Here is a 24,072-nt window from a genome sequence, read left to right as displayed (position 1 = left end):
CGGTGCGGATGGAGGAGACGTGTTCAACAATCCCAACGAGGTCGTGAAGTACATCGAGGAGGAGGGTGTCGAGTTCATCGACGTCCGCTTCTGCGACCTTCCCGGCATCATGCAGCACTTCAACGTGCCGGCGAGCACCTTCGACGAGGACGCGATCGCGACCGGGCAGCTGTTCGACGGCTCCTCCATCCGCGGCTTCCAGGCGATCCACGAGTCGGACATGAAGCTCGTCCCGGACCTGGAGACGGCCTACCTCGATCCGTTCCGGGAGCGCAAGACGCTCATCATCAACTTCTCGATCGTGGATCCGTTCACCGACGAGCCCTACTCCCGCGACCCGCGCACCGTGGCCGCCAAGGCCGAGGAGTACATGCGCTCGACGGGCATCGCGGACACCGCCCTGTTCGCGGCCGAGGCCGAGTTCTACATCTTCGACGACGTGCGCTTCAAGACCGGCGTGAACTCCGGCTTCTACAGCATCGACTCCGACGAGGCGGTGTGGAACACCGATCGCGACGAGTCCGACTTCGGCGGCAACCAGGGCTACAAGACGCGGCTCAAGGGCGGCTACTTCCCGGTGCCGCCGAACGACCAGATGGCTGACCTGCGCGATGAGATCTGCGCGGTGCTCGACAGGACCGGGCTCGACGTCGAGCGCGCCCACCACGAGGTCGGCACCGCCGGCCAGCAGGAGATCAACTACCGCTTCAACACGCTCCTGCAGGCCGCGGACGACGTCATGAAGTTCAAGTACGTCGTGAAGAACACCGTGTGGGACGCGGGCCGCACCGCGACCTTCATGCCCAAGCCGCTGTTCGGCGACAACGGCTCGGGCATGCACACCCACCAGTCGCTGTGGAAGGACGGCGAACCGCTGTTCTTCGACGAGCGCGGTTACGGCGGTCTCTCGGACATCGCCCGCTGGTACATCGGCGGCATCATCGAGCACTCCCCCTCGCTGACGGCCTTCACCAACCCCACGGTGAACTCCTTCAAGCGTCTGGTGCCCGGCTTCGAAGCGCCGGTGAACATGGTCTACTCGGCGCGCAACCGCTCGGCCGCGATCCGCATCCCGGTCACCGGCGCCTCCGCCAAGGCCAAGCGCGTGGAGTTCCGCGCGCCGGATCCCTCGGCGAATCCGTACCTGGCCTTCGCCGCGCAGCTGATGGCCGGCCTCGACGGCGTCCGCAACCGGATCGAGCCGCCGGAGCCGATCGACAAGGACCTCTACGAGCTGCCGCCGGAGGAGCACAAGCAGATCAAGCAGCTGCCCGAGTCCCTCGGCGCCGCCCTCGACGCGCTCGAGGCCGATCATGGCTTCCTCACCGAGGGCGACGTGTTCCCCGAGGACCTCATCGAGACCTGGATCGAGCTCAAGCGCACCACCGAGATCGACCCATTCCGGTTCCGCCCGCACCCCCACGAGTTCGAGCTCTACTACGACATCTGAGCCTTCTGAGCAGCGCTCGGAGCAGACATGATCGACGGCCGGTCAGGTTCCCCGCGGGGTTCCGGGCCGGCCGTCGGCGTTCCTCAGCCCGCGGCCAGGTCGCGGCGCCGCAGGGCGAGCAGCCCGAGGAGGGTGAGCGCCAGGGCGAGGAGGCTCATCACCACCAGCGATGTCGCCTCGAGATCCGCGTCGGGCACGAAGGGCACATGGTGCAGCGGCGAGAGATCGCGCGCCCACTGCGGAAGCTGCAGCAGGTCGCCGAGGAAGGTGTCCAGGGCGGCCCAGATCACCACCAGCCAGGCGAGGCCCGCCAGGCGGATCCGCAGCCCGTACAGGGCCAGGGTGAGGGCGCCGATGAAGGCGACAGCGGGCAGGTAGGCCAGCGCAGCGAGGGTGGCGTCACCGATCCAGGAGGCCTCCCCGGTGGCCATCCGTACCCCGATGCCGGTGCCGAGGCCGAGGAGGACCTGGAGGGCGAACGCCTCGAGCGCCACGACCAGCATCCAGCTCAGCGCCATGCCGAGTCGCGAGGTGCCGGCCAGCAGCACGCCGGCCAGGCGCCCCGCCTGCTCCTCGGAGCGCAGTCGCAGCACGCCCGCGACGATCAGGCCGACGGGCCCGAGGGTGAGCATCATCAGGATGAACGCCGTGAACGAGCGGGTCAGATCGTCGAGGTCCAGTGGCGCGAACTCCCCGATGGTCGGGATCTGGTCGACCATGTCCTCGAGGGAGGAGGCCAAAGACCCGAAGGCGATCGAGAACAGGAACAGTCCGATCGCCCAGGTGATCATCATCGGGGTCACCAGGCGTCGCGCCAGACCCCCGGATGCCCGCAGCGCCGACGAGCCGGCCTCGGGCCCGGCCGCGGCCGGGCGCAGTCCCGAGCCGAGGTCGCGGTGGCGCGAAAGGGCACCCGCGAGGACGAACAGGATCACGATCGCCGCGGCGGACACCGCCAGGGGCCACCACCGCAGATCGACGAAGACCTTGGACTGTTGCGCCCAGGCCAGGGGCGAGAACCAGGACAGCCACGACCCCTCTGCCTCGAGCACGTCGCCGACGCCGCGCACCAAGAAGGCGACGGCGAGGGCACCGAGCGCGATGCCGGAGGCGGTGCCGCCGTGCTCGGTCAGCTGGGCCGTGACGGCGGCGATACCGGCGAAGACCAGCCCGGTGAGGGCAGTGGCGACGCCGAAGCCGAGTGCATCGAGGCCCGCGGCCCCGGTCACCAGCACGCCGATGCTCACCGCGGCGCCGAGGGCGAGATTCGCGAGGGCGACGAGGAGCAGGGCCGCCACTGCGGGAGCAAGGCGACCCGTGGGCAGGGACCGCAGCATCTCCAGCCGCCCGGCCTCCTCCTCGGTGCGGGTGTGGCGGACCATCAGCAGGATGCTCATGATCGCACCGGCGAGCAGGATGTACAGGAACAGCTCGTTGGCGACCGCCGCCCACAGGGTGTAGTCCTCGCGGGCGAAGGCCGGTCCGGTCATCAGCACGGCCGAGGGGTTCCCGAGCAGCGCGGCGCGGGCATCGAGGGCCTGCTGGTCGGGGTAGGCCTCCTCGAGCGCCGCCACCGAAGCGGCGACGGTGACGAACATGGCCACGGTCCAGACCGTGATCTGCAGCCGGGACATGCGCCCGAACAGCCGCACCAGCAGGCCGAGACCGGTCAGCGGGGAGGCGGGCCGTACCGAGCGCAGGTGGGTGCGGCGCGGGGTGGCTGCGGGGTCGAGGGTCGTCATCGCGGGCCCTCCTCGGCGGCGTCGACGCCCAGATCGTCGCCGTAATGACGCAGGAAGAGATCCTCGAGGGAGGGCGGCGTGATGGTGAGGCCGGTGGCTTCCATCCGCGCCAGGACGGGCAGCACGTCGTGGACGGCCGAGTCGTCGACGTCGAAGCGCACCCGCCCGCCCTCGGCGACCAGGTCGTGCACGCCCTCGGTCCGCTCCAGGGGTGACGCGTCGACATCCGTGGTCGCTGCGACCGTGGAGCGGGTGAGGTGGCGGAGCTGGGCGAGCGTCCCGCTCTCGACGTCACGGCCGGCGCGGATGATGGTGACGGTGTCGCAGAGCTTCTCGACCTCGGCCAGGATGTGGCTGGACAGCAGCACGGTCCGTCCGTCGGCCCGCAGCCGGCTGACCTCGTCGGTGAAGATCGCCTCCATCAGGGGGTCCAATCCCGAGGTGGGCTCGTCCATGACGTAGAGGTCGACGTCCCGCGAGAGGGCTGCGATGAGCGAGACCTTCTGGCGGTTGCCCTTGGAGTAGGTGCGGCAGCGCTTGGTCGGGTCCAGCTCGAAGCGCTCGATCAGCTCGTCGCGGCGGTGCCGGTGCGCGGCGCTCCGTTCGGTGCGGGTGAGCACATCGATGGCCTCTCCCCCGGTGAGGTTCGGCCAGAGGTTGGTATCGCCGGGGACGTAGGCGAGGCGGTGGTGGATCTGCACGGCATGGGACCACGGGTCCATCCCGAGGACCTCGGCGGCGCCCGAGCTCGCCCTCAGCAGCCCGAGCAGGATGCGGATCGTGGTCGACTTCCCGGCGCCGTTGGGGCCCAGGAACCCGGTCACCTTCCCGGTGGGCACGGTGAGGGAGAAGCCATCGAGCGCGCGCGTGGTGCCGAAGGTCTTGGTCAGATCGCGGATGACGACGGTCGTGTCGGCGGTGGCCGCGGCGGATGCGGCGGTCTCGGTGCTGGTCATTGCTGCTCCCCGTTCGTCGGTCAAGGGGTCGGTGGATCGGGCTGGGCGGTGTGGGCGTCGCGGTAGGCGTCGAGGAAGCTGGAGTCCGTCAGGAGGGGCACGGTGTAGAGCTCGAGCAGTGGGCCGATGATGCGCTCGCTGTACCCCCTCAGCCATCGCGGCAGCTCGTCGAGGTCGAGGTGGTCGCGCTGGGCGGGCAGCTGCAGGAGGAGGGCGCCCAGCGCCATCTCGCTGAGCACGCGAGCGCGACCTTCGGGATCGTGGCTGGGCGCGATGCGACCGGACTCGACGCCCTCGGCGAGGTACTCCACGGCGCGCGCGGCGAAGTCGTCGACCAGCTGCTGAGCGAGCGGCCCACCGGCCTGGAGCCGGCGCAGGACGAAGCCGATCACCGGTGCGTAGCGCTCGACGTCGGCCATCTGTGCCATGAGCTCTCCGGCCCCGTGCGTGAGCACGCTGGACTTCTCGCGACGGGCGACCTCGAGCGCGCGGGCGTCGCACGCCTCCAGCAGCTTCTCGCGAGTACCGAAGTGATGGATGATCAGCCCCGCACTGACCCCGGCGTCCTGGGCGACCCGGCGCAGGGGTGCGCTCAGTCCGTCGACCGCGAAGCGGCGCAGGGCCGCCTGCAGGATCCTCTCGTCGGCCGGCTGCTCGACCATGGCACCTCCCGTGACTGAACAGACGTTCAACACGCTATACGTGTGTTCAACCGGGGGCAAGGGGCGCCGGCCGAGCGGTGCGGATAGGGTCGCCCCATGGACGGGCGCCACGCGACGGGAACAGGCCGGGAGGCCCTGGATCCGGACCTCACGCCGACACCCTTCGCCTCTGCTCTGCGCTGGGCCGTGCACGCCCTGGTGTACGCGATGGTCGTCGTCGCGGCGGTGATCGTGCTGCTCCCCCGCCCGGCCGACGGGGCTGCCCTCACGCTGGTGCTGCTGGCGGCGGTCACCACCGTCTATTCGGTCGGCGCCCGCCGAGCGCTGCGCCGCCGGGCCGGACCGGAGGGCTCGTGGGGCGCGCTGGCCCATCTCGGCCCCAGCGTCGTGCTGTGGTCCGGCACCTTCTTCCTCGGGCCCGACGCGGTCTGGGTGGCCTTCGGCCTCGACTTCGCCGTGCTGTACGCGATGCCCTGGACGGGGGGTCTGCTCGGCCTCGTGGTGGTGACCGCCATCGCCGTGCTGGGGTACACCAGCTGGTCACAGGATCCAGCACCCGGAGAGATCGCCGGACCGGTCATCGGTGCCCTGGTGGCGCTCGCCGTGGTGATCACGGTGCGCGCCCTGCAGCGCGAGGTCGACCGCCGCACCCATCTGGCGCAGCAGCTCGCCCGGGCACGTGACATGATCGCCGAGCAGACCCGCGCCGCGACCACCGCCGCCGAGCGCGACCGGGTCGCCCGCGAGCTGCATGACACGGTCGCCCAGTCGAACCTGTCGATCCACCTGCTGCTGGATGCGGCCACCGCCGCGCTGGAACGGGAGGAGACGGTCGAGGCGCGATCCCTGGTCCAGGAGGCCCGGGCCGCCGCCGCCCGCACCGGGCAGCAGACCCGCCGCTTCGTCGACGCGGCCGACGTCGACGTGCCCACCGGACCGGAGCTGCGTGAGCAGCTGCGACGCCTGACCGCAGACGCCACCGCCGTCGGCCCCGGCGCGGTGGAGCTGCGGGACGATCTCACGGACCAGGAGCTGGAGGAGCTGCCCCGCAGCACGGCCCGCGCCCTGCTCCGCCTGGTGGAGTCGCTGCTGGCGAATGCGGTCCAGCACTCCGACGCCCCGCGCATCATCGTCACCGTCTCCAGGCACGAGCATCAGATCCTGCTGGACGTGGTCGACGACGGGCGCGGCTTCGTGCCCGAGCAGGTCGCCGGCTTCGGGCTGCGGTCGGCCCGGGCCCGGGCCGCGTCCGTCGGGGGCGCCCTCGTGATCGAGACCGCGCCCGGCGCGGGCACGGCCGTCCAAGTGGTGCTCCCGCTGGCCCAGGAGCCCCTCCCCCGCCCCGAGGAGTCCCCATGATCACCGTGCTGCTGGCCGACGACCACGCCATCGTGCGCCGAGGACTGATCGCCGTGCTCGGCGCGGAGGCCGACCTCGAGGTGGTCGGTGAGGCCGCCACCCCGCAGGAGGCCGTGCGACAGGCCCGCTCCAGCTCTCCCGACGTCGTACTGCTGGACCTTCGGTTCGGTGAGGGGCAGCAGCGCGGCACGGACGTGATCCCCTCCCTGCGCGCCGTGGGCTCCCAGCCCACCATCCTGGTGCTGACCACCTACGACAATGACCAGGACGTCACGGCCGCCATGGACGCCGGTGCCGGCGGATACCTGCTCAAGGACTCCCCGGCCGAGGAGCTGGCGGCGGCGATCCGCCGGGCACACACCGGGTCGGCGGCCGTCGACCCCCGGATCTCGCACCGCCTGCGCAGCCGCTCCGCGGACACCGTGCTGTCCGTGCGGGAGCTCGAGGTGCTGACCCGGGTCGCGGAGGGCCGCACCAATGCGCAGATCGCGACCGAGCTGTTCCTCTCACAGGCGACCGTGAAGACCCATCTCGTGCATGTCTTCGACAAGCTCGCCGTCACCAGCCGCGCGCAGGCGGTGGCGCAGGCCCGGGCCCAGGGGATCCTGCGGCCGGAATGACCCGACGCGCGGTCAGTCCAGTGCGTCCATCCCCCCTTTGGCGCGCAGCAGCGACAGCACCAGGTCCTTCGGTCCGGAGGCGGTGCCGAGCGCGCACTCGTCGGGCTCGAACGACCAGGCGCTGCGCAGGGAGCGGAACACCTCGAACTCGGCGTCGCCGGTGCGCAGCGGCACCACCTGATAGCCCCCGGCCTCCGGGAGGTGGATGATGAACGCCCCGGTCAGCTCCGGCATCTCCCGCACGGTGCCGTCGTCGTCCAGCAGCTGCTCGGCGCGGCAGACGGCGACCCCCTGCAGGGCGTAGTCGCCGCGCACCTTCTTCGAGGTCTTGATGTCGCCGCTGAGCAGGGTGTTGCCGATCCGTACGATCGCGTCGGTGGTGCCGGCGTAGCCCACGGTGTGGTTGACGACGGTCTGCTCGACCTCGACGAACTCGGGCTGGTAGTCCTCCAGGAAGCGGGCGTAGCCGTCCAGGCGAACATCGGCCCGGGAGACCAGGGCGCGAGGGTCCTTCTCCGTCGCGAACGCGCCCTGTCCGGCGCGCATGGACTCGGCGAGGCCGCTCACCTCGTCCGCCGTGGGGCGGGACCCGCTGGTCCCCCACAGCTCGCAGGCCGCATGGACCAGGGTGCCGAAATCGGCGGCGGTGCGCGTGTACTCGGGGGCGGCCGCCGCGATGCGCTTCTGGGTTCCCCAGGTGTCCCGTGAGACCCGGGAGATCTCGGCCGCGGCGCGCCCGGGATTGCGGTCCAGCCAGGCGTACATCTCCAGGGCTCGCTTGGAGGCCATGGTCGCGTACCAGCCCTGCAGATGGTCCTTCGCGCGCATCCCCGAGACGGTCGTGATCGAGGGGTACAGCAGCGGCCCCTCGGGCTCGAGACGGTACATGCGGCCGCGCGGGGTGTCGGCGCTGAGCTTCGGGGTGGTCATGGCTCCTCGGGAGCGCGCGGGCGGGCGCGGTGGGCGACGGGGTCAGGGAACACGGTACGTCGGGTCCGCGGTGCGGTGAGGGTGCGGAGCCCGGACGCGCCGGAGGTCATCGGCGCCAGTCAGATCAGCTCCAACACCGGCCCCTCGTGCACGGCGCGGTAGATCGTGTTGCGCATCGCGTTGGCCTGGTCCGAGGTGAGCGTGCGGTCGAGGGGCCGCAGGACGATCCGCAGCAGAAGATTGACCTGGCCCTCCTGCGTGCCGAGGCGGGAGCGTGCAGCCTCGGGGAGGTCGCCGTGGGCGGTGCGGCTGAGCACTTCGACGGACTCGATCACGTCCGCATCGTCCCCGAGGGCGGTGCGGATGCGATCGCCCAGGGTCTCCTCGTCCTCTTCGGCGTCCAGCACCACGGAGAGGTCACGGCGGCTCGCCGGCAGGGATGAGACGTGCCGCCATGGTTCCAGGGTGAGCATCTGGGAGACGATGCGGGGGTCCTCTGCCCGCAGGTACCGGATGTCGGGGATGCCTTTGCGCAGCATCAGCGCGCGCTCGAGCCCCATGCCGAGCGCGAGTCCCGACCACTGCTCGGGGTCGAGCCCGGAGCCGCGCAGCACCTCGGGATGGATTCGCCCGCACTCGGCGAGCTCGAGGCACTCGCCGTCGTGGATCACGTCGATCTGCCTCCCGCCGACCGTGTACGGGTGAACCGCATCGGTCGCGGTCCACTCCGTACCCGGGAGCACCGCGTCGACCAGGCAGCCGATCATCGCGAGCAACTCGCCGTCATCGGTGTCCGGAGTGCTGCGCACGCGCCAGAGGTCCACCTGGTGCGGCTCGCCCACGTGATGGCGATCGACCGCGTCGCGCCGGTAGGCGAGGCCGGGGACCACCAGCAGCTCGTCGACGTCGCGACGGCCCGCATAATCCTCCAGCGCGGTCGTGACATCCGCGCTCGTGTGGCTGCGGAGCATCACCGTCGAGGAGATGTACCGGGTGTACCGGTGGTCGCGCGTGACATCGTCCGGGCCGTAGCCGAGACGGTCGTAGTTCTCGCGGACCGGCACGATCGGAGAGCTGCGCACGTGGCGCACCGTGCTGCGCCATCGGGACTGCAGCGCGGTCACCACCGCGTCGAGCAGGGCTTGCATGGCGTGCTCGCCATGAGCGGGATCGGTGAGGTCACGCAGGGTCAGCGCTCGAGACAGCTGGTCAGTGGTCAGGTAATCGGTAGTCGACATGAGAAGGTCCCCACAAGGGTTGCAAATCGGCGAGGGTGAGAGCTTCCCCCGGCCGTACCTGCGGAGACCTGATGCGCTACGAGCGCTCGTCGAAGACCCCGCGGCCATCTCCCGGCCGGGGGTCCCGAAATCGCTGCTGCCTCTCCACGGAATCAGGATACATGCACGATCGCCCGCTACCGGTTGACGTCGGCACCGTTCTGGCCAGCAACGACTAGTCCTCGGCCCCGAAGATGAGGCGTTCGGCGATGAGCCGTGCGCGGCGGGTCAGGCGCAGATATCGCTCCTCGAGGTCGGAGGCGGAGGTGTCGTCGCCGTCGATCAGCCAGGCCAGCGCCAGCAGCTCGGTGCGGTCCGACGGGAGCACGTCGCCCTCGCGCCGCTTCCACAGGAACAGGCAGCGGCGCACCTGCCAGGCCAGGGCCCAGGCCTCCGAGAGCTCCTGGGCCTCACGGCCCGCGATCAGCCCGGCCTCCGCCGCCGCCTCCAGCTGGGTCAGGGTGTGGGTGGTGCGCAGGGCCTCGACCTCGTGGCCGTGGTCCATGGCGAGGATCTGCGCGCACCACTCGACGTCCGTCATGCCACCGCGTCCCAGCTTCACCTGCCGGGAGGGGTCCGCGTTGCGAGGCAGCCGCTCGGATTCGACTCTCGCCTTCATCCGCACGATCTCCCGGCGCGAGCCGTCGTCGAGTCCCCCGCTCGGGTACCGGTGGCGATCCATCTCCGTCACGAGCTGCTCGGCGACAGCGGCCGATGCGACCACCGGGCGCGCCCGCACCAGCGCTTGCTTCTCCCAGGTCTGGGCGTCGCGTCGGTAGTAGTCGGTCCACGCCTCGAGGCTGCGGGCCAGCGGCCCGACCTTCCCTTCGGGGCGCAGGTCGGCGCTGACCTTCATGTCCGCCCCGGCAGCCGGCGCGTTGAGGATCCTCTGGGTCTGGGTGGCCACCGCGATCGCGATCTCCCCGGCGCTGTCGCCCGCCCCGTGATCGATGCCGAGGAACTGCACGTCCGCGTCGGAGGCGTACCCCATCTCGCGGGCGCCGAAGCTGCCCTGCGCGATGATCGCCATCTCGATGCCGAGGGCCCGGGCCGGGTCGGAGCGCCGTTCCCGCAGCCGCTTGGCGGTGTCCACGTCGACCTCGTCGATGCCGTCCAGGGTCTCCGCGTCATCGTCGACGACCTTCCGCTCGCGGGCCACGACGTGGAAAGCGACCAGCAGACCCGCCTCGAGCACTGCCTCGGCGAGGTCGGTCAGCGCCCGTGCCACCTGCGCGGGCGTGGCGACACCGGTCAGATGTGCCAGAGCGATGCGCAGCAGCTCCCGGCTGCGCGAGCGGCGCAGCACGTCGCGTGCGACCTCCACCGAGTCGACGCGGGAGATGACGGCGAGGAACTCCCGGCCCAACACGTCGCGCGACAGGGGCCTCAGCAGCTCGTCGCGGGCCAGCCAGCGCACCGCCTCGGGGATCTGCTCGAGCTGCTCGCCGACGAACCTGCTCGCCGACAGCACCCTGGTCAGACGTTTGGCGGCCAGGCCGGAGTCGCGCAGCAGGCCCAGATACCAGTGGGCGGAGCCGATGGTGTCCGAGAGGCGGCGGAAGGAGAGCAGTCCGAGGTCGGGGTCGATCCCGTCGGCGAACCACTCGAGCATGGCCGGCAGCAGCTGGCGCTGGATCCTGGCGCGCCGCGAGATGCCCTCGGTCAGCGCCGAGATGTGGCCGAGCGCGCGGGAGCCATCGCGGTAGCCGATCGCGGCCAGCCGGGCCGTCGCCGATTCAGGGGTCAGGGCGATCTCTCCGTCGCTGAGCTGCGAGGCGGTCACCAGCAGCGGCCGGTAGAAGATCTCCTCGTGCAGCTGCCGCACCCGGCGCCGGGTGCGGTTGTACCGCTGGTGGAACTGGTCCTGGGTCAGTCCCAGGGTGCGCGCGAGGCGCCGAAGGTCCGCCCCGGAGGTGGGCAGCACCTGGGTGCGCCGCATCCGGTGCAGCTGCAGACGGTGCTCGATGCAGCGCAGGAAGCGGTAGGCCTCGTCCATCTCGGTGACGTGGTCACGGGAGATGTAGCCGCCCTCCCCCAGGCGTGCCAGGGACTCCAGGGTGGAGCGGCTCTGCAGTCGCGCCTCGGTGCGTCCGTGGACCATCTGCAGCAGCTGGACGGTGAACTCGACGTCGCGCAGGCCCCCGGGGCCGAGCTTGATGTTGCGGTCGACCTCCCCGCGGGGGATGTGCGCGACGACGCGGCGGCGCATCGCCCGGGTGTCCTCCACGAAGCTGTCGCGGGTCGAGGCCTGCCACACCCATGGCTCGACCATCTCCTCGAAGGCGTGTCCGAGGTCGAGGTCGCCGGCGGCGGCACGGGCCTTCAGCAGCGCCTGGAACTCCCAGGAGTGCGCCCACTGGTCGTAGTACCGGCGGTAGGAGTCCAGGGTCCGCACCAACGGTCCGTCCTTGCCCTCCGGGCGCAGGTTCGCGTCGACCTGCCAGAGGGAACCCTCGGCAGTGCGGTCCGAGGCGGCGCGGGCGAGCTCACGGGCCAGTGCGGAGCCGAGGGCGACCAGCTCCTCCTCATCGATGTCATCGACATCACCGTGCTCGCCGCCTTCTCGTCCCTGCGCCGGGGCGATCACGTGCATGACGTCGACGTCGGAGAGGAAGTTCAGCTCCCGGGCTCCGGTCTTGCCGAGGGCGATCACGGCCCAGCGGATCTTCTCGTGTCCCTCGACCGCCGCCCGGGCGATCGCGGCTGCCGCATCGAGGGCGGCGTCGGCGAGATCGCTGAGCGCAGCGGAGACCTGGGGCTGCAGGGCGGTGGGATCGGGGGCGAGGACGTCGGCCGCCGCGATCTGCACCAGCCGCTCGTGGTAGGCGACCCGCAGTGCGTCGCGCATCTCGCGCGCGCCCTCCCCGGCGACGGGGACGTCGGCCGACGGGTCCGCGCCGACGGCGCGCAGCAGCGAGCCGCGCACCGCGGCGGCGTTCACGGTCAGGTCGTCGTCCCCCTCCCGCAGCGCCTCGAGGCACTCGGGGTGGCGGGCGAGGAAGTCACCGAGGGCGACGGAGGTCCCCAGCAGGGAGATCAGTCGCTCCCCGTGGCTTCCCCGCGTCCCGACGGAGGCCAGGAAGTCGTCCATCAGGGACTGCTGCCCGGACTCCTGGGCGGATTCCGCCAGGCGCAGCAGGCCGAGCACCGCGTCGTCGCCGTCGGCTGTCGCCCCGAGGCGCTGAACGGCTCCCGGGCCGAGGGCGGCCAGGACGGGGTCGTCCAGGAAGCGGCGGACCCGGTCGGTGCGGCTGAAGCCCAGGCGCGCGAGGGCACCGGTGGTGGTGGGCGGCTCGGTCGCCATCGATCGCTCCTCTCCTCGGGTCTCCTCAGACCCGGCTGAAGGTCGAGGCGAGCTCGTAGTCGGTCACCTGCTCGCGGTAGCGCTGCCATTCCTGCTGCTTGTCGCGCAGGAAGAACTCGAAGACCTGCTCCCCGAGCGTGGAGGCCATCAACTCGGAGCCCTCGAAGCTCTCCAACGCCCGGAACAGGTCGGTGGGAAGCGGCTCGATGCCCATGGCGCGGCGTTCGCGCTCGGAGAGGTCCCACACCGCGTCCTCCGCCCCCTCGGGCAGCTCGTACTCGCCCTCGATCCCCGCCATCCCCGCCGCCAGCAGCACCGCGAGGGCGAGGTAGGGGTTCGCCGAGGAGTCCAGGCCACGGAACTCGACGCGGGAGCTGGTGCCCTTGGTGGGCTTGTGGAACGGCACCCGCACCAGGGCGGAGCGGTTGTTGTGGCCCCAGCAGACGTAGCTCGGGGCCTCCTGCGCGCCCCACAGCCGCTTGTAGGAGTTCACCCACTGGTTGGTGACCGCGCTGTACTCGGGGGCGTGGCGCAGGAGCCCGGCGATGAACTGCCGGCCCAGGCGGGAGAGGCCGTACTCGGCGCCGGGCTCGTGGAAGGCGTTCTTGCCGCCCTGGAACATCGACAGGTGGGTGTGCATGCCGGAGCCGGGATGCTCGATCATCGGCTTGGGCATGAAGGTCGCCACCTGCCCCATCGACAGCGCGACCTCCTTGACCACCGTGCGGAGGGTGACGATGTTGTCGGCCGTGGTCAGCGCGTCGGCATAGCGCAGGTCGATCTCGTTCTGCCCGGGCCCGTTCTCGTGGTGGGAGAACTCGACCTGGATGTTCATGGCCTCGAGGTGCTGGATCGCGGTACGGCGGAAGTCCTGGCCCTGGCCGCGATGGACGTGGTCGAAGTAGCCCGCGCCGTCGATCGGTCGCAGCTGCTCGCCTCGCCGGTAGGGCTCGTCGAACAGGTAGAACTCGATCTCCGGGTGGGCGAAGAACTCCAGGCCCTTCTCCTCGGCGCGCGACAGCGCCTCCCGCAACACGCGCCGCGGGTCGGAGGCGGCGGGCTCGCCGTCCGGGGTCAGCACGTCGCACATCATCCGACCGGTCGCGTTGATCTCACCCCGCCAGGCCAGCAGCTCGAAGGTGGCGGGGTCGGGACGCAGGATCATGTCCGACTCGTAGCTGCGGGTGAGCCCCTCGATCGTGGAGCCGTCGATCCCGATGCCCTCTGCGAAGGCCGCTTCGAGGTCCGACGGGGAGATCGCGATGGACTTCAGCGTCCCGGCGATGTCGCAGAACCACAGGCGGATGAACCGCACGTCGCTGTCGGTGACCTTCCGGATGACGTCGTCGTGGAGATGTTCCATGGGGCCAGTGTGCCTCAGGATCAGGCGCGCCACGACGGCGGGCGAGCGGGGAGCTCTCAGGCGTTCGAGACGTACCACTCGCCGTCCGGCGCCTGCTTCAGGACGTACTGGAAATCTCGTCCGGCGACCGTGACGTCCACGGTGCCGTCGCCGTTGTCCATGGTCTCGATCATCGAACGACCGAGGATGTCCATGCTGCCCGGCTCCAAGGATTCCATCTTCGGAGCGATCATCTCGGTGCACTGCGCGAGCCTGTCGCCGGCGAAGGGCTCCCCGGTCGAGGGATCGAGGACGAAGGCGCACGCGGTGTCGGCGTCGCCGTCGTCGAGGACCTGCAGGAACTCGAGGAACCGATCGCCCGCGGCGGTCAGCCCGGCCTCGTCGATCCGACCTGCGGCCTCGTCGCCGCCCGCATCGGACCCGGCCTCCTCACCGCCCGCGTCGGACCCGGCGTCGCTCTCGTCCTCGGCAGCCTGCTCCTCACCCGCCGAGGTCTCCTGTCCGCCCTCGTCCTCACCCCCGAGAAGCGTGCTGCACGAGGACGCCCCCGCCACGAGGGCCAGCGCTCCCAGGCCCGTCGCCGCACCCCGAACCGTCCTGCGCATGATCGGCGTCATGGTCCTGCACCTCTCTCTCGGCGTCGGCCTGGGCACCGACGTGACCACACAGTGTCACAGCCCGTCCCGGGGCCGGGCACATCGGCGTCCGTCTCCGGCACGCGGATAGGCTGTATGTGCACCGGGTCCCCCTCTCCCCGTCCCCCGCCGGGCCGCGCGGCGCGGGTGGCCCCGTGCCTCTGACCCGAACCCGCCCAGGAGCATCATCGTGAGCACCTCTTCCGGTACCGGACCCGTCGGCCCCGCCAAGGTACGCATCCGTCATCTGCACGACGCCAAGGACCGTGGGCGGCCGTTCTCGATGCTCACCGCCTACGACCAGTTCTCCGCGCAAGCCTTCGAGGAGGCCGGCATCGACGTGCTGCTGGTGGGTGACTCCGTGGGCACCACGGTGCTCGGGCACAGCTCGACCACCGCCACCACGCATCAGGACATGCTCACCTTCACCGGAGCGGTCGCCCGCAGCGTGCATCGGCCGTTGGTGGTGGCCGACCTCGCCTTCGGCACCTACGAGACCGGACCGGCCGATGCCGTCCGGCACGGGGTGGAGCTCGTCCGTGCCGGCGCGGAGCTGGTCAAGCTCGAGGGCGGGCACGCGGTCGTGCCGCAGATCCGTGCCCTGGTCGAGGCCGGCATCCCGGTCATGGGCCACCTCGGCTTCACCCCCCAATCGGTCAACTCCCTGTCCGGGCACCGCGTGCAGGGACGCGATGCCCACGGCGCCGATCAGCTGGCCGAGGATGCGCTGGCGATCCAGGACGCGGGCGCCTCGGCGATCGTGCTCGAGCTGGTGCCGGCCTCGGTGGCCGCTCGCATCACCGAGGTCGTGCAGGTCCCGACCATCGGCATCGGCGCCGGCCCCGCCTGCGACGGCCAGGTGCTGGTGTGGCAGGACATGGCCGGGCTCTCCGGCTTCCACGGCAAGTTCGTCAAGACCTTCGCGGACCTGCGCCGTGACCTCACCCATGCGGCCGAGCAGTACCGGGCCGAGGTCGGTGAGCGCTCCTATCCCGGTGAGGAGCACTCCTTCGAGTGAACCTGCCCCGACGTCAGCTCTCGTCGTCGGCAGCCGTGCTGTCCCATTCGGCGTCGTCCTCGTCCCACTGCTCATTGCGGCCCGCCGCGGTCGTCAGCGCCCGCTGCGCCTCCGCGCGGGAGGAATAGGGACCCATCAGATCGGTGCCCGAGGACTGGCGGCCCTCCTCGACGGCGCCGGTGGTGAGGTTGTAGAAGAACTCCGTGCCCTGCGTCATGTCGGATACCTTCCCCTGTCGGTGAGAGACTGACGAGTATGACTCTAGAGCAGGTGTGGATCCGTCCTGAAGGCCGTGAGCTGCTGGTGCCCGGCACGCTGAGCCCGCGCCGGGCGGTGCCCGCGCGCATCGAGCGCCCCGAGTACGTGGGCAAGCAGGAGGCGGTCTCCGACTCCGGTCCGCGCGTCCAGAGCGCCGACGTCATCGCACGGGTGCGCGAGGCCAGCCGGGTGGCGGCGCTCGCCCTGCAGGCCGCCGGGGAGGCCGCGGTGCCCGGCGTGACCACGGACCGCATCGACGAGGTGGTCCACGAGGTGCTGATCCAGAACGGCGCCTACCCCTCGACGCTGGGCTACCTGGGCTTCGAGAAGTCCTGCTGCACCAGCCTCAACGAGGTCATCTGCCACGGCATCCCGGATTCCACCGTCATGCAGGACGGCGACATCCTCAACGTGGACGTCACCGCCTTCCTCCACGGCGTCCACGGCGACACCAACGCCACCTTCGAGGTGGGCGAGGTCCATCCGGCCGCCCATCAGCTCGTCGAGCGGTCCCACGAGGCGATGATGCGCGGCATCAAGGTCGCCAGGCCCGGCCGCGAGGTCAACGTCATCGGCCGCGTGATCGAGAAGTTCGTGGCACGCCACGGATACGAGTCGGTGCGGGACTACACCGGTCACGGTGTCGCCGAGGGATTCCACAACGGACTGGTCATCCCCCACTACGACTCCGCACCCCTGTTCGACGACGTGATCGAGGAGGGGATGACCTTCACCGTCGAGCCGATGGTCGCGGCCGGATCACAGGACTGGGAGCAGTGGGACGACGGCTGGACCGTGGTGACCAAGGACCGCTCGTTCTCCGCCCAGTTCGAGCACACGATGGTGATCACCGCGGAGGGTGCCGAGCTGCTGACCGTCGTGTGATCGACGGGCGGGGCGGCGCAGCTCCCGGAACGCCTCGCCGCCCCGGTAGGGACCCGGGTATCGTGGCCGCCGTCAGCGCCCCGCAGGCGCGCCGATCCGTCGGGCAGCTCCTCGCTCGACCCTTCGACCAGGAGTAGCGATGAGCACGTCGACGAAGCGGACCGCGTTCGGGATCGACATCGGTGGCAGCGGCATCAAGGGGGCGCCGGTGGATCTGTCCACCGGTGCGCTGAGCGCGGACCGCCTGCGGATCCGCACCCCGCAGCCCTCGCTGCCGGACGCCGTCGCCGACACCGTCGCCGAGCTGCTCTCCTCCTTCGACATCGCCGACGGCATGCCCGTCGGCGTCACCTTCCCCGCCGTGATCCAGCACGGCGTGGCACAGACCGCCGCGAACGTCGACGACTCCTGGATCGGCACCGACGTCGACGCACTGCTGAGCGGGCGCACCGGCCACGACGTGTTCGTGGTCAACGACGCCGACGCCGCCGGCATCGCCGAGATGGAGCAGGGTGCCGGTCGCGGGCAGCAGGGGGTGGTGCTCGTCATCACCCTGGGCACCGGCGTGGGCAGCGCCATGTTCGTCGACGGCAAGCTGGTGCCCAACTCCGAGCTCGGCCACATCCCCCTGAAGGGCGACTCCGCCGAGAAGTACATGGCCTCGTCCGTGCGCGAACGCGAGGACCTCTCGTGGAAGAAGTGGTCCAAACGCCTGCAGAAGTACTTCTCCCTGGTGGAGTTCCTGTTCAGCCCGGACCTCATCATCGTCGGTGGCGGAGTCTCCAAGGAGCACGCGAAGTTCCTGCCGAGGCTCGACCTGAAGACGCCGATCGTGCCCGCCGATCTGCGTAACGAGGCAGGGATCATCGGAGCCGCCGCGATGGCGCAGCGCGAGGTGGAAGCGGCCGGGGAGGCGTCCAAGCCCGCGAAGCCCGCGAAGAAGCCCGCCTCGAGGTGATGATGCGGGGCGGACCAGCCGGCCTGTAAGCCGGGTTCTGTGATCGGCAGTCATCCCTCTCGGATCGCCGTTGCCGACGACCTCCAGCGGTCCACCCGGGAACTCGGGCCGGCGCCCTCGAACGTTCCCTGTCTGACCTTGCTCCCGGTGGGGTTTACCGTGCCGGCCTCGTCACCGAGGCCGCGGTGGTCTCTTGCACCACCCTTTCACCCTTACCTCCGCGCCCCGAGGGACGCGATGGCGGTCTGCTCTCTGTGGCACTGTCCCGCGGATCACTCCGGGTGGGCGTTACCCACCACCGTGCCGGATGGAGCCCGGACTTTCCTCGGCCCCGGGGCGTGAACCCCGAGGACGCGACTGCCCGGCCGACTGGTCCAGGCAGGAGTCTACGCCGAGGTGCGGTGGCGACCGGCCACCGCACCGGGCCCCGCTGCCCGCTGACGTGCGCAACATCTCGCCGCAGCCTCCCGCTGCGGGGCCCGGGCGCGGCCGAGAATGGTCGGGTGCTGATCCTGCTGCCGCCCTCGGAGACCAAGACCCGTCCCGCGGCGGGTGATGCCGCCGCCCTGGACGTCGACGGCCTGGGGCTGCCGCAGCTGGCCGAGTCGCGGCGCACCATGCTGCGGGCGGCCCGGCGCACCGCCGCGGGGAAGGACGCCGCGGCCCGGCTCGGTGTGCCCGCCTCCTCCCCCGAGCTTATCGAGCGCATGGCCCGGATCGAGTCCGAACCGACCGCCGGGGCCCTGGCCGTGTATTCCGGGGTCCTGTACGACCAACTCTCCCCGGCCCACTCCCCCGCGGCCGATCGCCGCGTGCTCGTCCAGAGCGCCCTGTTCGGTCTCGTCGACGCCGGCAGCGACCGGATCCCCGCCTACCGGCTCTCGGCCGGCTCCACCCTCTCCCGCCTCGGCAAGGCGGGCTCCTGGTGGTCGCCACGGCTGAAGCCCGTGGCCGCCCAGCTGCGTCGCGAGCAGGCCGCGGAGGGTGCCGGCGTGGTCGTCGACTGCCGTTCCGGGTCCTACCGCTCGATGATGGCGATGCGCAGCGGCGAGGGTGTGCAGGTGCTCGAGGTGTCCCCGGTCCAGGAGCGGGGCGGGGTGCGCACGGTGATCTCGCACGAGGCGAAGCGCTACCGGGGGCTGGTGACGCGGGCATTGCTGGAGGCCGAGCGGACACCGATCTCGGCCGACGAGGTGGTCGACGTGGTGCGCACCGCCTTCGGCAGCGGTCTGCGGGTAGAGCTCGACGCCGACAGGCTCGTGGTCGTCGACCGGGTCGCCTGAGGCGTCGCGCACCGGTACCTCTCAGCCGAAGCGGCCGCCCCACGGGTCGGTGGTGTGCTCGCTGAGCAGCACCTCCAGCGCCGGCTCGGTCCCGGCGAGCAGATCACGGGCCAGCGGCAGCCAGAGGGCCTCGCTCGCCGCGTGCGGCACGTCGATCAGCGCCGGCACGGAGGCGGGGTCCGCGCTCGCCTCGACATGTTCGAGGGCGGGGTGGTGACGCAGGTCAGAGGTGATATAGCCGTCCACGCCCGCGGCCGTGGCCTGCTCGAGGAAGGAGTCCCCGGCACCGGGCGCCACGGCCACCCGCTGCACCTCGCGGTCCCCGGGACCGGTGTGCAGTATGCCGCGCGCGGTGGACGGGACGATGCCTGCGACGGCTCCTGTGAGGGCGCCGACGGTGGTCGGACCCCGAAGGGCGCCGACGACGCCCAGGCCGAACAGCCGGGAGCCATGGGCGCCGTCCTCGGCCTCCCGAGCGGGCACGAGAGGCCGGGCATGCTGCAGGTCGAGCGCGCGGATCCACGCCCCGACGGTGCCGAGGGTGGATCGGTCGACGTTGGTGTGCCCGCACCACAGCGCGGTGCCGGCACGCAGCAGGTCCGTGACGACCGCACCCTTGCCCTGGTCGGCCGGGAGGAAGCTCGCGCCGCGCAGCAGCAGCGGATGGTGGGTGACCAGCAGCTCGGCACCGCGCTCCACCGCCTCCCGCGCCACCTCCACGGTGGGGTCGACGGCGAGCAGCACCCGCCGCACCGAGGCCGTGCGCTCCCCGAGCACCAGCCCGACGCGGTCCCAGTCCTCCGCCCAGGTAAGCGGGTAGGTCGCCTCGAGGATGCCGGTGACGGAGCCGACGGTCGCCGCCGCGCTCATCGCTGCTCGATCTCGCGGGCCTCGACCAGGGCGGCCCGGTAGGCCTTCCAGGGCATCAGCACGCACTTGACGCGGGCGGGGAACCGGGCGGCGCCGAGCAGGGCGATGCCGTCGCCGATCAGCTCCTCGTCCCCCTCGACGGTGCCGCGGGAGCGCATGGCCTCCTCGAAGTGCACGCGCACGGGTTCGATCTCGGCGACCGTCCGCCCGATCAGGAGATCGGCCATGATCGAGGCGGCTGCCCGGCTCATGGCGCAGCCGATCGCCTCGTACGAGACGTCCTCGATCCGCTCCGCGTCGCACTCTCCGGCCAGCTGCAGGCGCAGGGTGATCTCGTCGCCGCAGGTGGGGTTCACGTGGTGGACCTCGGCGTCGAAGGGTTCACGCAGCCCGGCGTGCAGGGGGCGCTTGTCGTGCTCGATGACGAGCTCGGTGTACAGGGAGTTCAGGCCGCCGTTCATGACAGGGACCGGAAGAAGTCGGCGGTGCGGGCGACGCCGTCGACGAAGGCATCGACCTCGGCGGCGGTGGTGTGCACGGAGAAGCTGGCGCGGGTGGTGCCGTGCAGACCGTAGCGGCGATGCAGGGGCCAGGCGCAGTGGTGACCGACCCGCACCTCGATACCGAGCGAGTCGAGCACCTGGCCGACGTCGTGGGGGTGGCGGCCGGCGAGGTCGAAGGACACCGCTCCGCTCCGCTCGGGGGCGGCCGCGGGGCCGATGATCCGCACGTCCTCGAGGGCGCTCAGGCCGCGCAGCGCGCGCTGGGTCAATCCCTTCTCGTGGCCGGCGATCTGCTCCATCCCCAAGGCGGAGAGATAGTCCGTCGCGGCGGCGAGGCCGACGGCCTGGCTGATCGGCGGGGTCCCGGCCTCGAACCGGGCCGGCGGCTCGGCGAAGGTGGAATGGTCGAGGTGGACCATCTCGATCATGGAACCGCCGGTGAGGAACGGAGGCAGGGAGGCGAGGTGCTCGTAGCGGCCCCAGAGCACACCGATCCCGGTGGGGCCGAGCATCTTGTGCCCGGACAGCGCCACGAAGTCGGCGCCGAGGGCAGAGAGGTCGACGGGCATGTGGGGCGCGGACTGCGCGGCGTCGACGACGGTGAGCGCGCCCACCGCGCGAGCCGCCTCGAGCAGGCGGTCCAGCGGATTGAGGGTGCCCAGCACGTTGGACTGATGGGTCAGCGCCAGGACCTTGGTGCGCTCGGTCAGCAGTGAGCCCAGGTCGGTGAGGTCGAGGGTGAAGTCGTCGGCCATCGGGATCCAGCGCAGCGTCGCCCCGGTACGGCGGGCGAGCTGCTGCCAGGGCACCAGATTCGCGTGGTGCTCCATCTCGGTCACGAGGATCTCGTCGCCCTCGCGCACCCGCAGGTGATCCGGGGTGGAGCTGTCGCCGTCGCCCAGGGAACGGGCGACGAGGTTCAGGGCCTCGGTGGCGTTCTTGGTGAACACGACCTCGTCCGGTGACGGGGCACCGAGGAAGGAGGCGATCCTCTCGCGAGCCCCCTCGTAGGCGTCGGTCGCGGCCGCCGCCATCCGGTGCGCGCCGCGCTTGACCGCCGCATTGTCCCGGGTGAGATAGTCGACCTCGGCGTCGATGACCTGCTGGGGGCGTTGCGACGTGGCTCCGCCGTCGAGGTAGATCATCGGCGTGTCCGGATCCAGCATGCGCCCCAGGATCGGGAAGTCTGCCCGGATCGCCTCGACGTCGAACTCTCTGCTCGGTGCGTTCACCTGCGCGGCTCCTCCTCGGTTCGGTGCCGGTCGCGGTCACTCCGCCCTCCGGGGCGGGCCTCGGGGGCCGGTCGGCTCGGCGGGCTCGTTCGCGACGGTCCATCCAGTATAGGAACCGTCCAGGATGGGCCGGCCGGTCGTGAGATCCTGTCCACACCTGCCCGTCCCCTCGGTGGAGGAGTTCTCATCGACACTCTGATCCTGCTGCTGTTCGGCCTGACGGCTCTCACCTTCCTCGCGGTCGCCGTCATCCGCATGATCGCGCACCGCAACCGGGAGCGGGATCGTGCTCGCGCCGAGGGCTTCGAATCCGGTGAGCGTCCGCGCACGGACGAGCAGAAGTCGCGTGACAAGCAGACGGCGATGATCTGGGGCTGCGCGGCGGTGGCGGTCCCCGCGGTGCTCGCACTCGCCTACTACTTCACGCGCTGAGGCGTCCGGCGCGCTCGAGCACGGACTCGTCGCCGCCGACCTCCCTTTCGGGCACCAGCACGTCGGCAGAGTCAGGTCGAGTGGTCGGTGATCTGTGCGAACAGCGATGAGGTGTCGGTGACGATCCACTCTTCGAGGATGAATACGTCGTCCACGCGGTAGAGCTCGTTGCTCATCGACAAACCACCCAGTGAGGGCGGGGCGCTTTCGTGCGTCCGAGTTCAGTCACGGGGGCCGACGCGGTGGACTCGCGCATCCCTCACATCCATCGCCTCTCCAACGACCATTCGGTCGAGGCACCAGCGGAGGTGCCAGTGAGGCTCCCGGTCTGCGTTCGCGTGCGCCGCGTCGAGGAGGTAGTCGGCCGTCGGCCCGGTCGAGGGGAACTCGACCTCTCCGTCGGGCGTCTCCGCGATGAACGCCATGGCGGCATTCATGCGCAGGAGACTACCGCTCGGGCCGGTTACGTCTGTGGAACGACCTTCACTTCGAAGCGCACCCGATGTGCCTCGCCATCGACCTCGAGCACGAGACTCTGCTCGACTCTCCATCCTTCCCCGTCAGTCGGAGGCTCAGGCGCAGAGACCACATCGACGCCGCCGAGCAGTCCTTCGGCGACCAACTCGTCGCCGTCCCACACACTGACGCGCCCCCCGCACAGGGCCTGAATCTCTTCGATGCTCATGATTCGATCACGCCAACTCCCTTGGATGGGACCGTCTCCGGGGTCATAGAAGCGCAGGACGCCTCCTTCGGCATCGTCCAGACGAGCGTACCCAGGCCGCGATGCATTCACCTCACCGATCGGTCACCTCACTCCCGATGTCAGACTTCGCTGTGACTAGGACGGGTCCGCCCGATTTCAGACCCCGGCGTGACTCGGGTGCTCACGAGCCCAGTGGCGACATCATGCAGCTTGGTGCTGTTCTCCTGGCTGATCCTGGCCAAAACCAGGAAGGCTTGTTCGGCCGTGACGCCGTAACGTTCCATCAGGATGCCCTTGGCCTGGCCAATCACGTCACGGCCGGCCAGTGCTCGATGCATCTGGTCGTGCTTCTGAGTTGCCGCGAACGCAATGGCGGCGTGTGTGGCGAACAGCAACCCCACGTGCTCCGACTCGTCGGTGAAGGCGCTGGCTCTCGTCGAGAACAGGTTCAGCGCACCCAGATTGTCGTTCTCGACGTACAGCTGGAACGCCAACATGCCGCGCACCCCGGCTTCGACGGCCCGCGGTGCGATAGACCGCATCGAGACATGGCCCCTGTCCGATCTCGTTCTGCAGCACATCCACAATTCCCGGCAGGTCCCCCGTCGGGTATTGCGACTGCGCGTGCGTGCGCTTGAGGACAACGCTGAGTGAGCCTTCCTGTGCCCCAGGGATCATTTCGACCGCGGCAGCGGAATGCCCTGGCCGAATGATCCGGCGGGAGCGCACCCCTGAGGCGGTGCACGAGCGCCTGTGACCAGCTCGATTCCGTTCTCAGGCTGCCTTCACACCCGCACCGGTGCTTGCTGCGAGGAACTGTCGCCACGTTCGGCTACCGCGGAGCGCGTCATCGCCAGCGAGGTTGTCTCCCGCGCGGTAGGCGCGGCCGATCTTGCCGGGGATGCGCACCGGCAGACTCACCCGATGACGGCGACGTGTCTCCTCGTAGAAGACATCCGCGAGTTCACGCACGGTCAGTACCTCGGGCCCGACGATGTCGGCGACGCGACCAGCGGGGTCCCCCAGGGTGACCTCGCGCAGACGACGGGCTACCTCGTCGACGGCCACGGGCTCGAAGCGCAGTCCACCCGGCTTCGGCAACAACGGCAGCCTGCCCATAGCTCGAATGACGGGCAGCACGAAATCGTGCAGCTGCGCGGCCCTCACGATCGTGTACGGCACCCCGGACCCCGCGATGATCTGCTCGGCTGCGGCTTTGGCACGGAAGTAGCTGATCGGCATCGTGTCGGCTCCGGTGACGGAGACGAGGATCAGGTGCTCCACGCCGGTCGCCTGTGCCGCGTCGACGAGGTTCCGTGCTGCGGCGTCGTCGCCTTTCGCGCCGCCGGCCAGATGCAGGACGACCTCGGTGCCGACCAGCGCCTGGTCCATCCCCTCTCCAGTGACGGTGTTGGCCTGAACGTGGGTGATGCCGGGCCCGCTCTTGCCGGGACGCCGCGTCAGGACCCGCACCTCCTGTCCGGCTGTTCGTAGCATGGGTACTACACGGCTGCCGATAGTGCCGGTTCCTCCGGTCACGAGAACGGGTGCAGTCATGGTGTCGTCCTTTCGTCACGATCGAGCTGTGTCGCTCGTCGGGATCACGACGCACGACACCGAGGAGACGTG

25 protein-coding genes and 1 other RNA gene are annotated in these 24,072 nt (G+C 70.6%); 8 read left to right on the top strand and 18 right to left on the bottom strand.

Going from position 1 to position 24,072, the window contains the following annotated elements; genetic code table 11:
- Positions 1–19 precede the first annotated feature (19 nt).
- The gene (gene glnA, locus JOF43_RS21285) at positions 20–1,450 is read left to right on the top strand and encodes a type I glutamate--ammonia ligase (protein WP_209905134.1); all 1,431 of its coding nucleotides are present in this window, start codon (positions 20–22) and stop codon (positions 1,448–1,450) included.
- Positions 1,451–1,533: 83 nt separating this feature from the next.
- Here glnA and JOF43_RS21280 read toward each other — a convergent pair whose 3' ends face one another.
- From JOF43_RS21280 to JOF43_RS21270, 3 genes are read right to left on the bottom strand one after another with little or no spacing between them, the layout of a single operon-like run.
- Positions 1,534–3,192: an ABC transporter permease gene (locus JOF43_RS21280; RefSeq protein ID WP_209905133.1), complete on the bottom strand. Its 1,659-nt coding sequence runs from the start codon at positions 3,190–3,192 to the stop codon at positions 1,534–1,536.
- Positions 3,189–4,148, bottom strand: a complete 960-nt coding sequence (locus tag JOF43_RS21275) for an ABC transporter ATP-binding protein (protein WP_209905132.1) — start codon at positions 4,146–4,148, stop codon at positions 3,189–3,191. Before JOF43_RS21275 ends, JOF43_RS21280 begins: the two co-directional genes overlap by 4 nt.
- Positions 4,149–4,168: 20 nt before the next feature.
- Complete coding sequence (locus JOF43_RS21270; RefSeq protein ID WP_209905131.1) at positions 4,169–4,810, bottom strand: TetR/AcrR family transcriptional regulator; 642 nt, start codon at positions 4,808–4,810, stop codon at positions 4,169–4,171.
- A 96-nt stretch (positions 4,811–4,906) separates the two neighbouring features.
- Here JOF43_RS21270 and JOF43_RS21265 point away from each other — a divergent pair, with 96 nt between their 5' ends.
- Positions 4,907–6,169 carry a sensor histidine kinase gene (locus JOF43_RS21265; RefSeq protein ID WP_209905130.1) on the top strand — a complete coding sequence of 421 codons (1,263 nt, stop codon included), beginning with the start codon at positions 4,907–4,909 and terminating at the stop codon, positions 6,167–6,169.
- The gene (locus JOF43_RS21260) at positions 6,166–6,789 is read left to right on the top strand and encodes a response regulator (protein ID WP_209905129.1); all 624 of its coding nucleotides are present in this window, start codon (positions 6,166–6,168) and stop codon (positions 6,787–6,789) included. The genes JOF43_RS21265 and JOF43_RS21260 overlap by 4 nt, the downstream gene beginning before the upstream one ends.
- A 12-nt stretch (positions 6,790–6,801) precedes the next feature.
- Here JOF43_RS21260 and JOF43_RS21255 read toward each other — a convergent pair whose 3' ends face one another.
- The 5 genes from JOF43_RS21255 to JOF43_RS21235 form a co-directional block, all read right to left on the bottom strand.
- Entirely contained in the window at positions 6,802–7,719 is a 918-nt protein-coding gene (locus tag JOF43_RS21255; RefSeq protein ID WP_209905128.1) for a hypothetical protein, read from the bottom strand.
- A 119-nt stretch (positions 7,720–7,838) separates the two neighbouring features.
- Positions 7,839–8,957, bottom strand: a complete 1,119-nt coding sequence (gene srmL, locus JOF43_RS21250) for a PheS-related mystery ligase SrmL (protein WP_209905127.1) — start codon at positions 8,955–8,957, stop codon at positions 7,839–7,841.
- A 214-nt stretch (positions 8,958–9,171) separates the two neighbouring features.
- On the bottom strand, positions 9,172–12,300 hold the full coding sequence (locus JOF43_RS21245) for a bifunctional [glutamine synthetase] adenylyltransferase/[glutamine synthetase]-adenylyl-L-tyrosine phosphorylase (RefSeq protein ID WP_209905126.1): 3,129 nt from the start codon (positions 12,298–12,300) through the stop codon (positions 9,172–9,174).
- 25 nt (positions 12,301–12,325) lie between these two features.
- A complete protein-coding gene (locus tag JOF43_RS21240) occupies positions 12,326–13,663 on the bottom strand; it encodes a glutamine synthetase family protein (protein ID WP_209905125.1) in 1,338 nt (445 codons plus the stop codon).
- Positions 13,664–13,719: 56 nt separating this feature from the next.
- The gene (locus JOF43_RS21235; protein WP_209905124.1) at positions 13,720–14,280 is read right to left on the bottom strand and encodes a hypothetical protein; all 561 of its coding nucleotides are present in this window, start codon (positions 14,278–14,280) and stop codon (positions 13,720–13,722) included.
- 208 nt (positions 14,281–14,488) lie between these two features.
- Between JOF43_RS21235 and panB the strand changes: the two genes are divergently transcribed.
- Complete coding sequence (gene panB / locus JOF43_RS21230; RefSeq protein ID WP_209905123.1) at positions 14,489–15,316, top strand: 3-methyl-2-oxobutanoate hydroxymethyltransferase; 828 nt, start codon at positions 14,489–14,491, stop codon at positions 15,314–15,316.
- Between the two features lie 13 nt (positions 15,317–15,329).
- Here panB and JOF43_RS21225 read toward each other — a convergent pair whose 3' ends face one another.
- The gene (locus JOF43_RS21225; RefSeq protein ID WP_209905122.1) at positions 15,330–15,533 is read right to left on the bottom strand and encodes an SPOR domain-containing protein; all 204 of its coding nucleotides are present in this window, start codon (positions 15,531–15,533) and stop codon (positions 15,330–15,332) included.
- Between the two features lie 38 nt (positions 15,534–15,571).
- Here JOF43_RS21225 and map point away from each other — a divergent pair, with 38 nt between their 5' ends.
- The gene (gene map / locus JOF43_RS21220) at positions 15,572–16,459 is read left to right on the top strand and encodes a type I methionyl aminopeptidase (protein WP_209905121.1); all 888 of its coding nucleotides are present in this window, start codon (positions 15,572–15,574) and stop codon (positions 16,457–16,459) included.
- Positions 16,460–16,598: 139 nt separating this feature from the next.
- Entirely contained in the window at positions 16,599–17,417 is an 819-nt protein-coding gene (gene ppgK, locus JOF43_RS21215; protein ID WP_209905120.1) for a polyphosphate--glucose phosphotransferase, read from the top strand.
- A 10-nt stretch (positions 17,418–17,427) separates the two neighbouring features.
- On the opposite strand, the gene rnpB is transcribed toward ppgK, so the two are convergent.
- Positions 17,428–17,790: RNase P RNA component class A (gene rnpB, locus JOF43_RS21210), an RNA gene on the bottom strand.
- Positions 17,791–17,920: 130 nt separating this feature from the next.
- On the opposite strand from rnpB, the gene JOF43_RS21205 reads away from it, so the two are divergent.
- Entirely contained in the window at positions 17,921–18,700 is a 780-nt protein-coding gene (locus JOF43_RS21205) for a YaaA family protein (protein WP_209905119.1), read from the top strand.
- Between the two features lie 21 nt (positions 18,701–18,721).
- Here the strand turns inward: JOF43_RS21205 and JOF43_RS21200 are convergent, their stop codons facing one another.
- The 3 genes from JOF43_RS21200 to JOF43_RS21190 are packed head-to-tail and all read right to left on the bottom strand — an operon-like array spanning position 18,722 to position 21,305.
- Positions 18,722–19,570: a Nif3-like dinuclear metal center hexameric protein gene (locus JOF43_RS21200; protein WP_209905118.1), complete on the bottom strand. Its 849-nt coding sequence runs from the start codon at positions 19,568–19,570 to the stop codon at positions 18,722–18,724.
- Positions 19,567–20,031 carry a Fe-S cluster assembly sulfur transfer protein SufU gene (gene sufU / locus JOF43_RS21195; RefSeq protein WP_209905117.1) on the bottom strand — a complete coding sequence of 155 codons (465 nt, stop codon included), beginning with the start codon at positions 20,029–20,031 and terminating at the stop codon, positions 19,567–19,569. The genes JOF43_RS21200 and sufU overlap by 4 nt, the downstream gene beginning before the upstream one ends.
- Positions 20,028–21,305 carry an aminotransferase class V-fold PLP-dependent enzyme gene (locus JOF43_RS21190; protein ID WP_209905116.1) on the bottom strand — a complete coding sequence of 426 codons (1,278 nt, stop codon included), beginning with the start codon at positions 21,303–21,305 and terminating at the stop codon, positions 20,028–20,030. The genes sufU and JOF43_RS21190 overlap by 4 nt, the downstream gene beginning before the upstream one ends.
- Before the next feature lie 255 nt (positions 21,306–21,560).
- On the opposite strand from JOF43_RS21190, the gene JOF43_RS21185 reads away from it, so the two are divergent.
- Positions 21,561–21,737, top strand: a complete 177-nt coding sequence (locus JOF43_RS21185; RefSeq protein WP_209905115.1) for a hypothetical protein — start codon at positions 21,561–21,563, stop codon at positions 21,735–21,737.
- A 71-nt stretch (positions 21,738–21,808) separates the two neighbouring features.
- Here the strand turns inward: JOF43_RS21185 and JOF43_RS22815 are convergent, their stop codons facing one another.
- The 5 genes from JOF43_RS22815 to JOF43_RS21165 all read right to left on the bottom strand — a co-directional run bounded on the left by JOF43_RS22815 (position 21,809) and on the right by JOF43_RS21165 (position 24,000).
- Positions 21,809–21,913: an ester cyclase gene (locus JOF43_RS22815; protein WP_245354644.1), complete on the bottom strand. Its 105-nt coding sequence runs from the start codon at positions 21,911–21,913 to the stop codon at positions 21,809–21,811.
- 45 nt (positions 21,914–21,958) lie between these two features.
- Positions 21,959–22,162 carry a hypothetical protein gene (locus JOF43_RS21180; RefSeq protein ID WP_209905114.1) on the bottom strand — a complete coding sequence of 68 codons (204 nt, stop codon included), beginning with the start codon at positions 22,160–22,162 and terminating at the stop codon, positions 21,959–21,961.
- A gap of 38 nt (positions 22,163–22,200) precedes the next feature.
- Positions 22,201–22,422 (bottom strand): hypothetical protein, encoded by a 222-nt coding sequence (locus tag JOF43_RS21175; protein ID WP_209905113.1) that lies wholly within the window; start codon positions 22,420–22,422, stop codon positions 22,201–22,203.
- 140 nt (positions 22,423–22,562) lie between these two features.
- The gene (locus JOF43_RS21170) at positions 22,563–22,940 is read right to left on the bottom strand and encodes an ANTAR domain-containing protein (protein WP_209905112.1); all 378 of its coding nucleotides are present in this window, start codon (positions 22,938–22,940) and stop codon (positions 22,563–22,565) included.
- Positions 22,941–23,217: 277 nt separating this feature from the next.
- Positions 23,218–24,000, bottom strand: coding sequence for an SDR family oxidoreductase (locus tag JOF43_RS21165; RefSeq protein WP_209905111.1), 783 nt, complete (start codon positions 23,998–24,000; stop codon positions 23,218–23,220).
- Positions 24,001–24,072: the final 72 nt, after the last annotated feature.

The sequence above is a fragment of the Brachybacterium sacelli genome, assembly GCF_017876545.1.
Taxonomy (GTDB): Bacteria; Actinomycetota; Actinomycetes; order Actinomycetales; family Dermabacteraceae; genus Brachybacterium; species Brachybacterium sacelli.
Note: the sequence above shows the minus strand (reverse complement) of the source record. Positions and strands in the feature narration are given on the sequence as shown.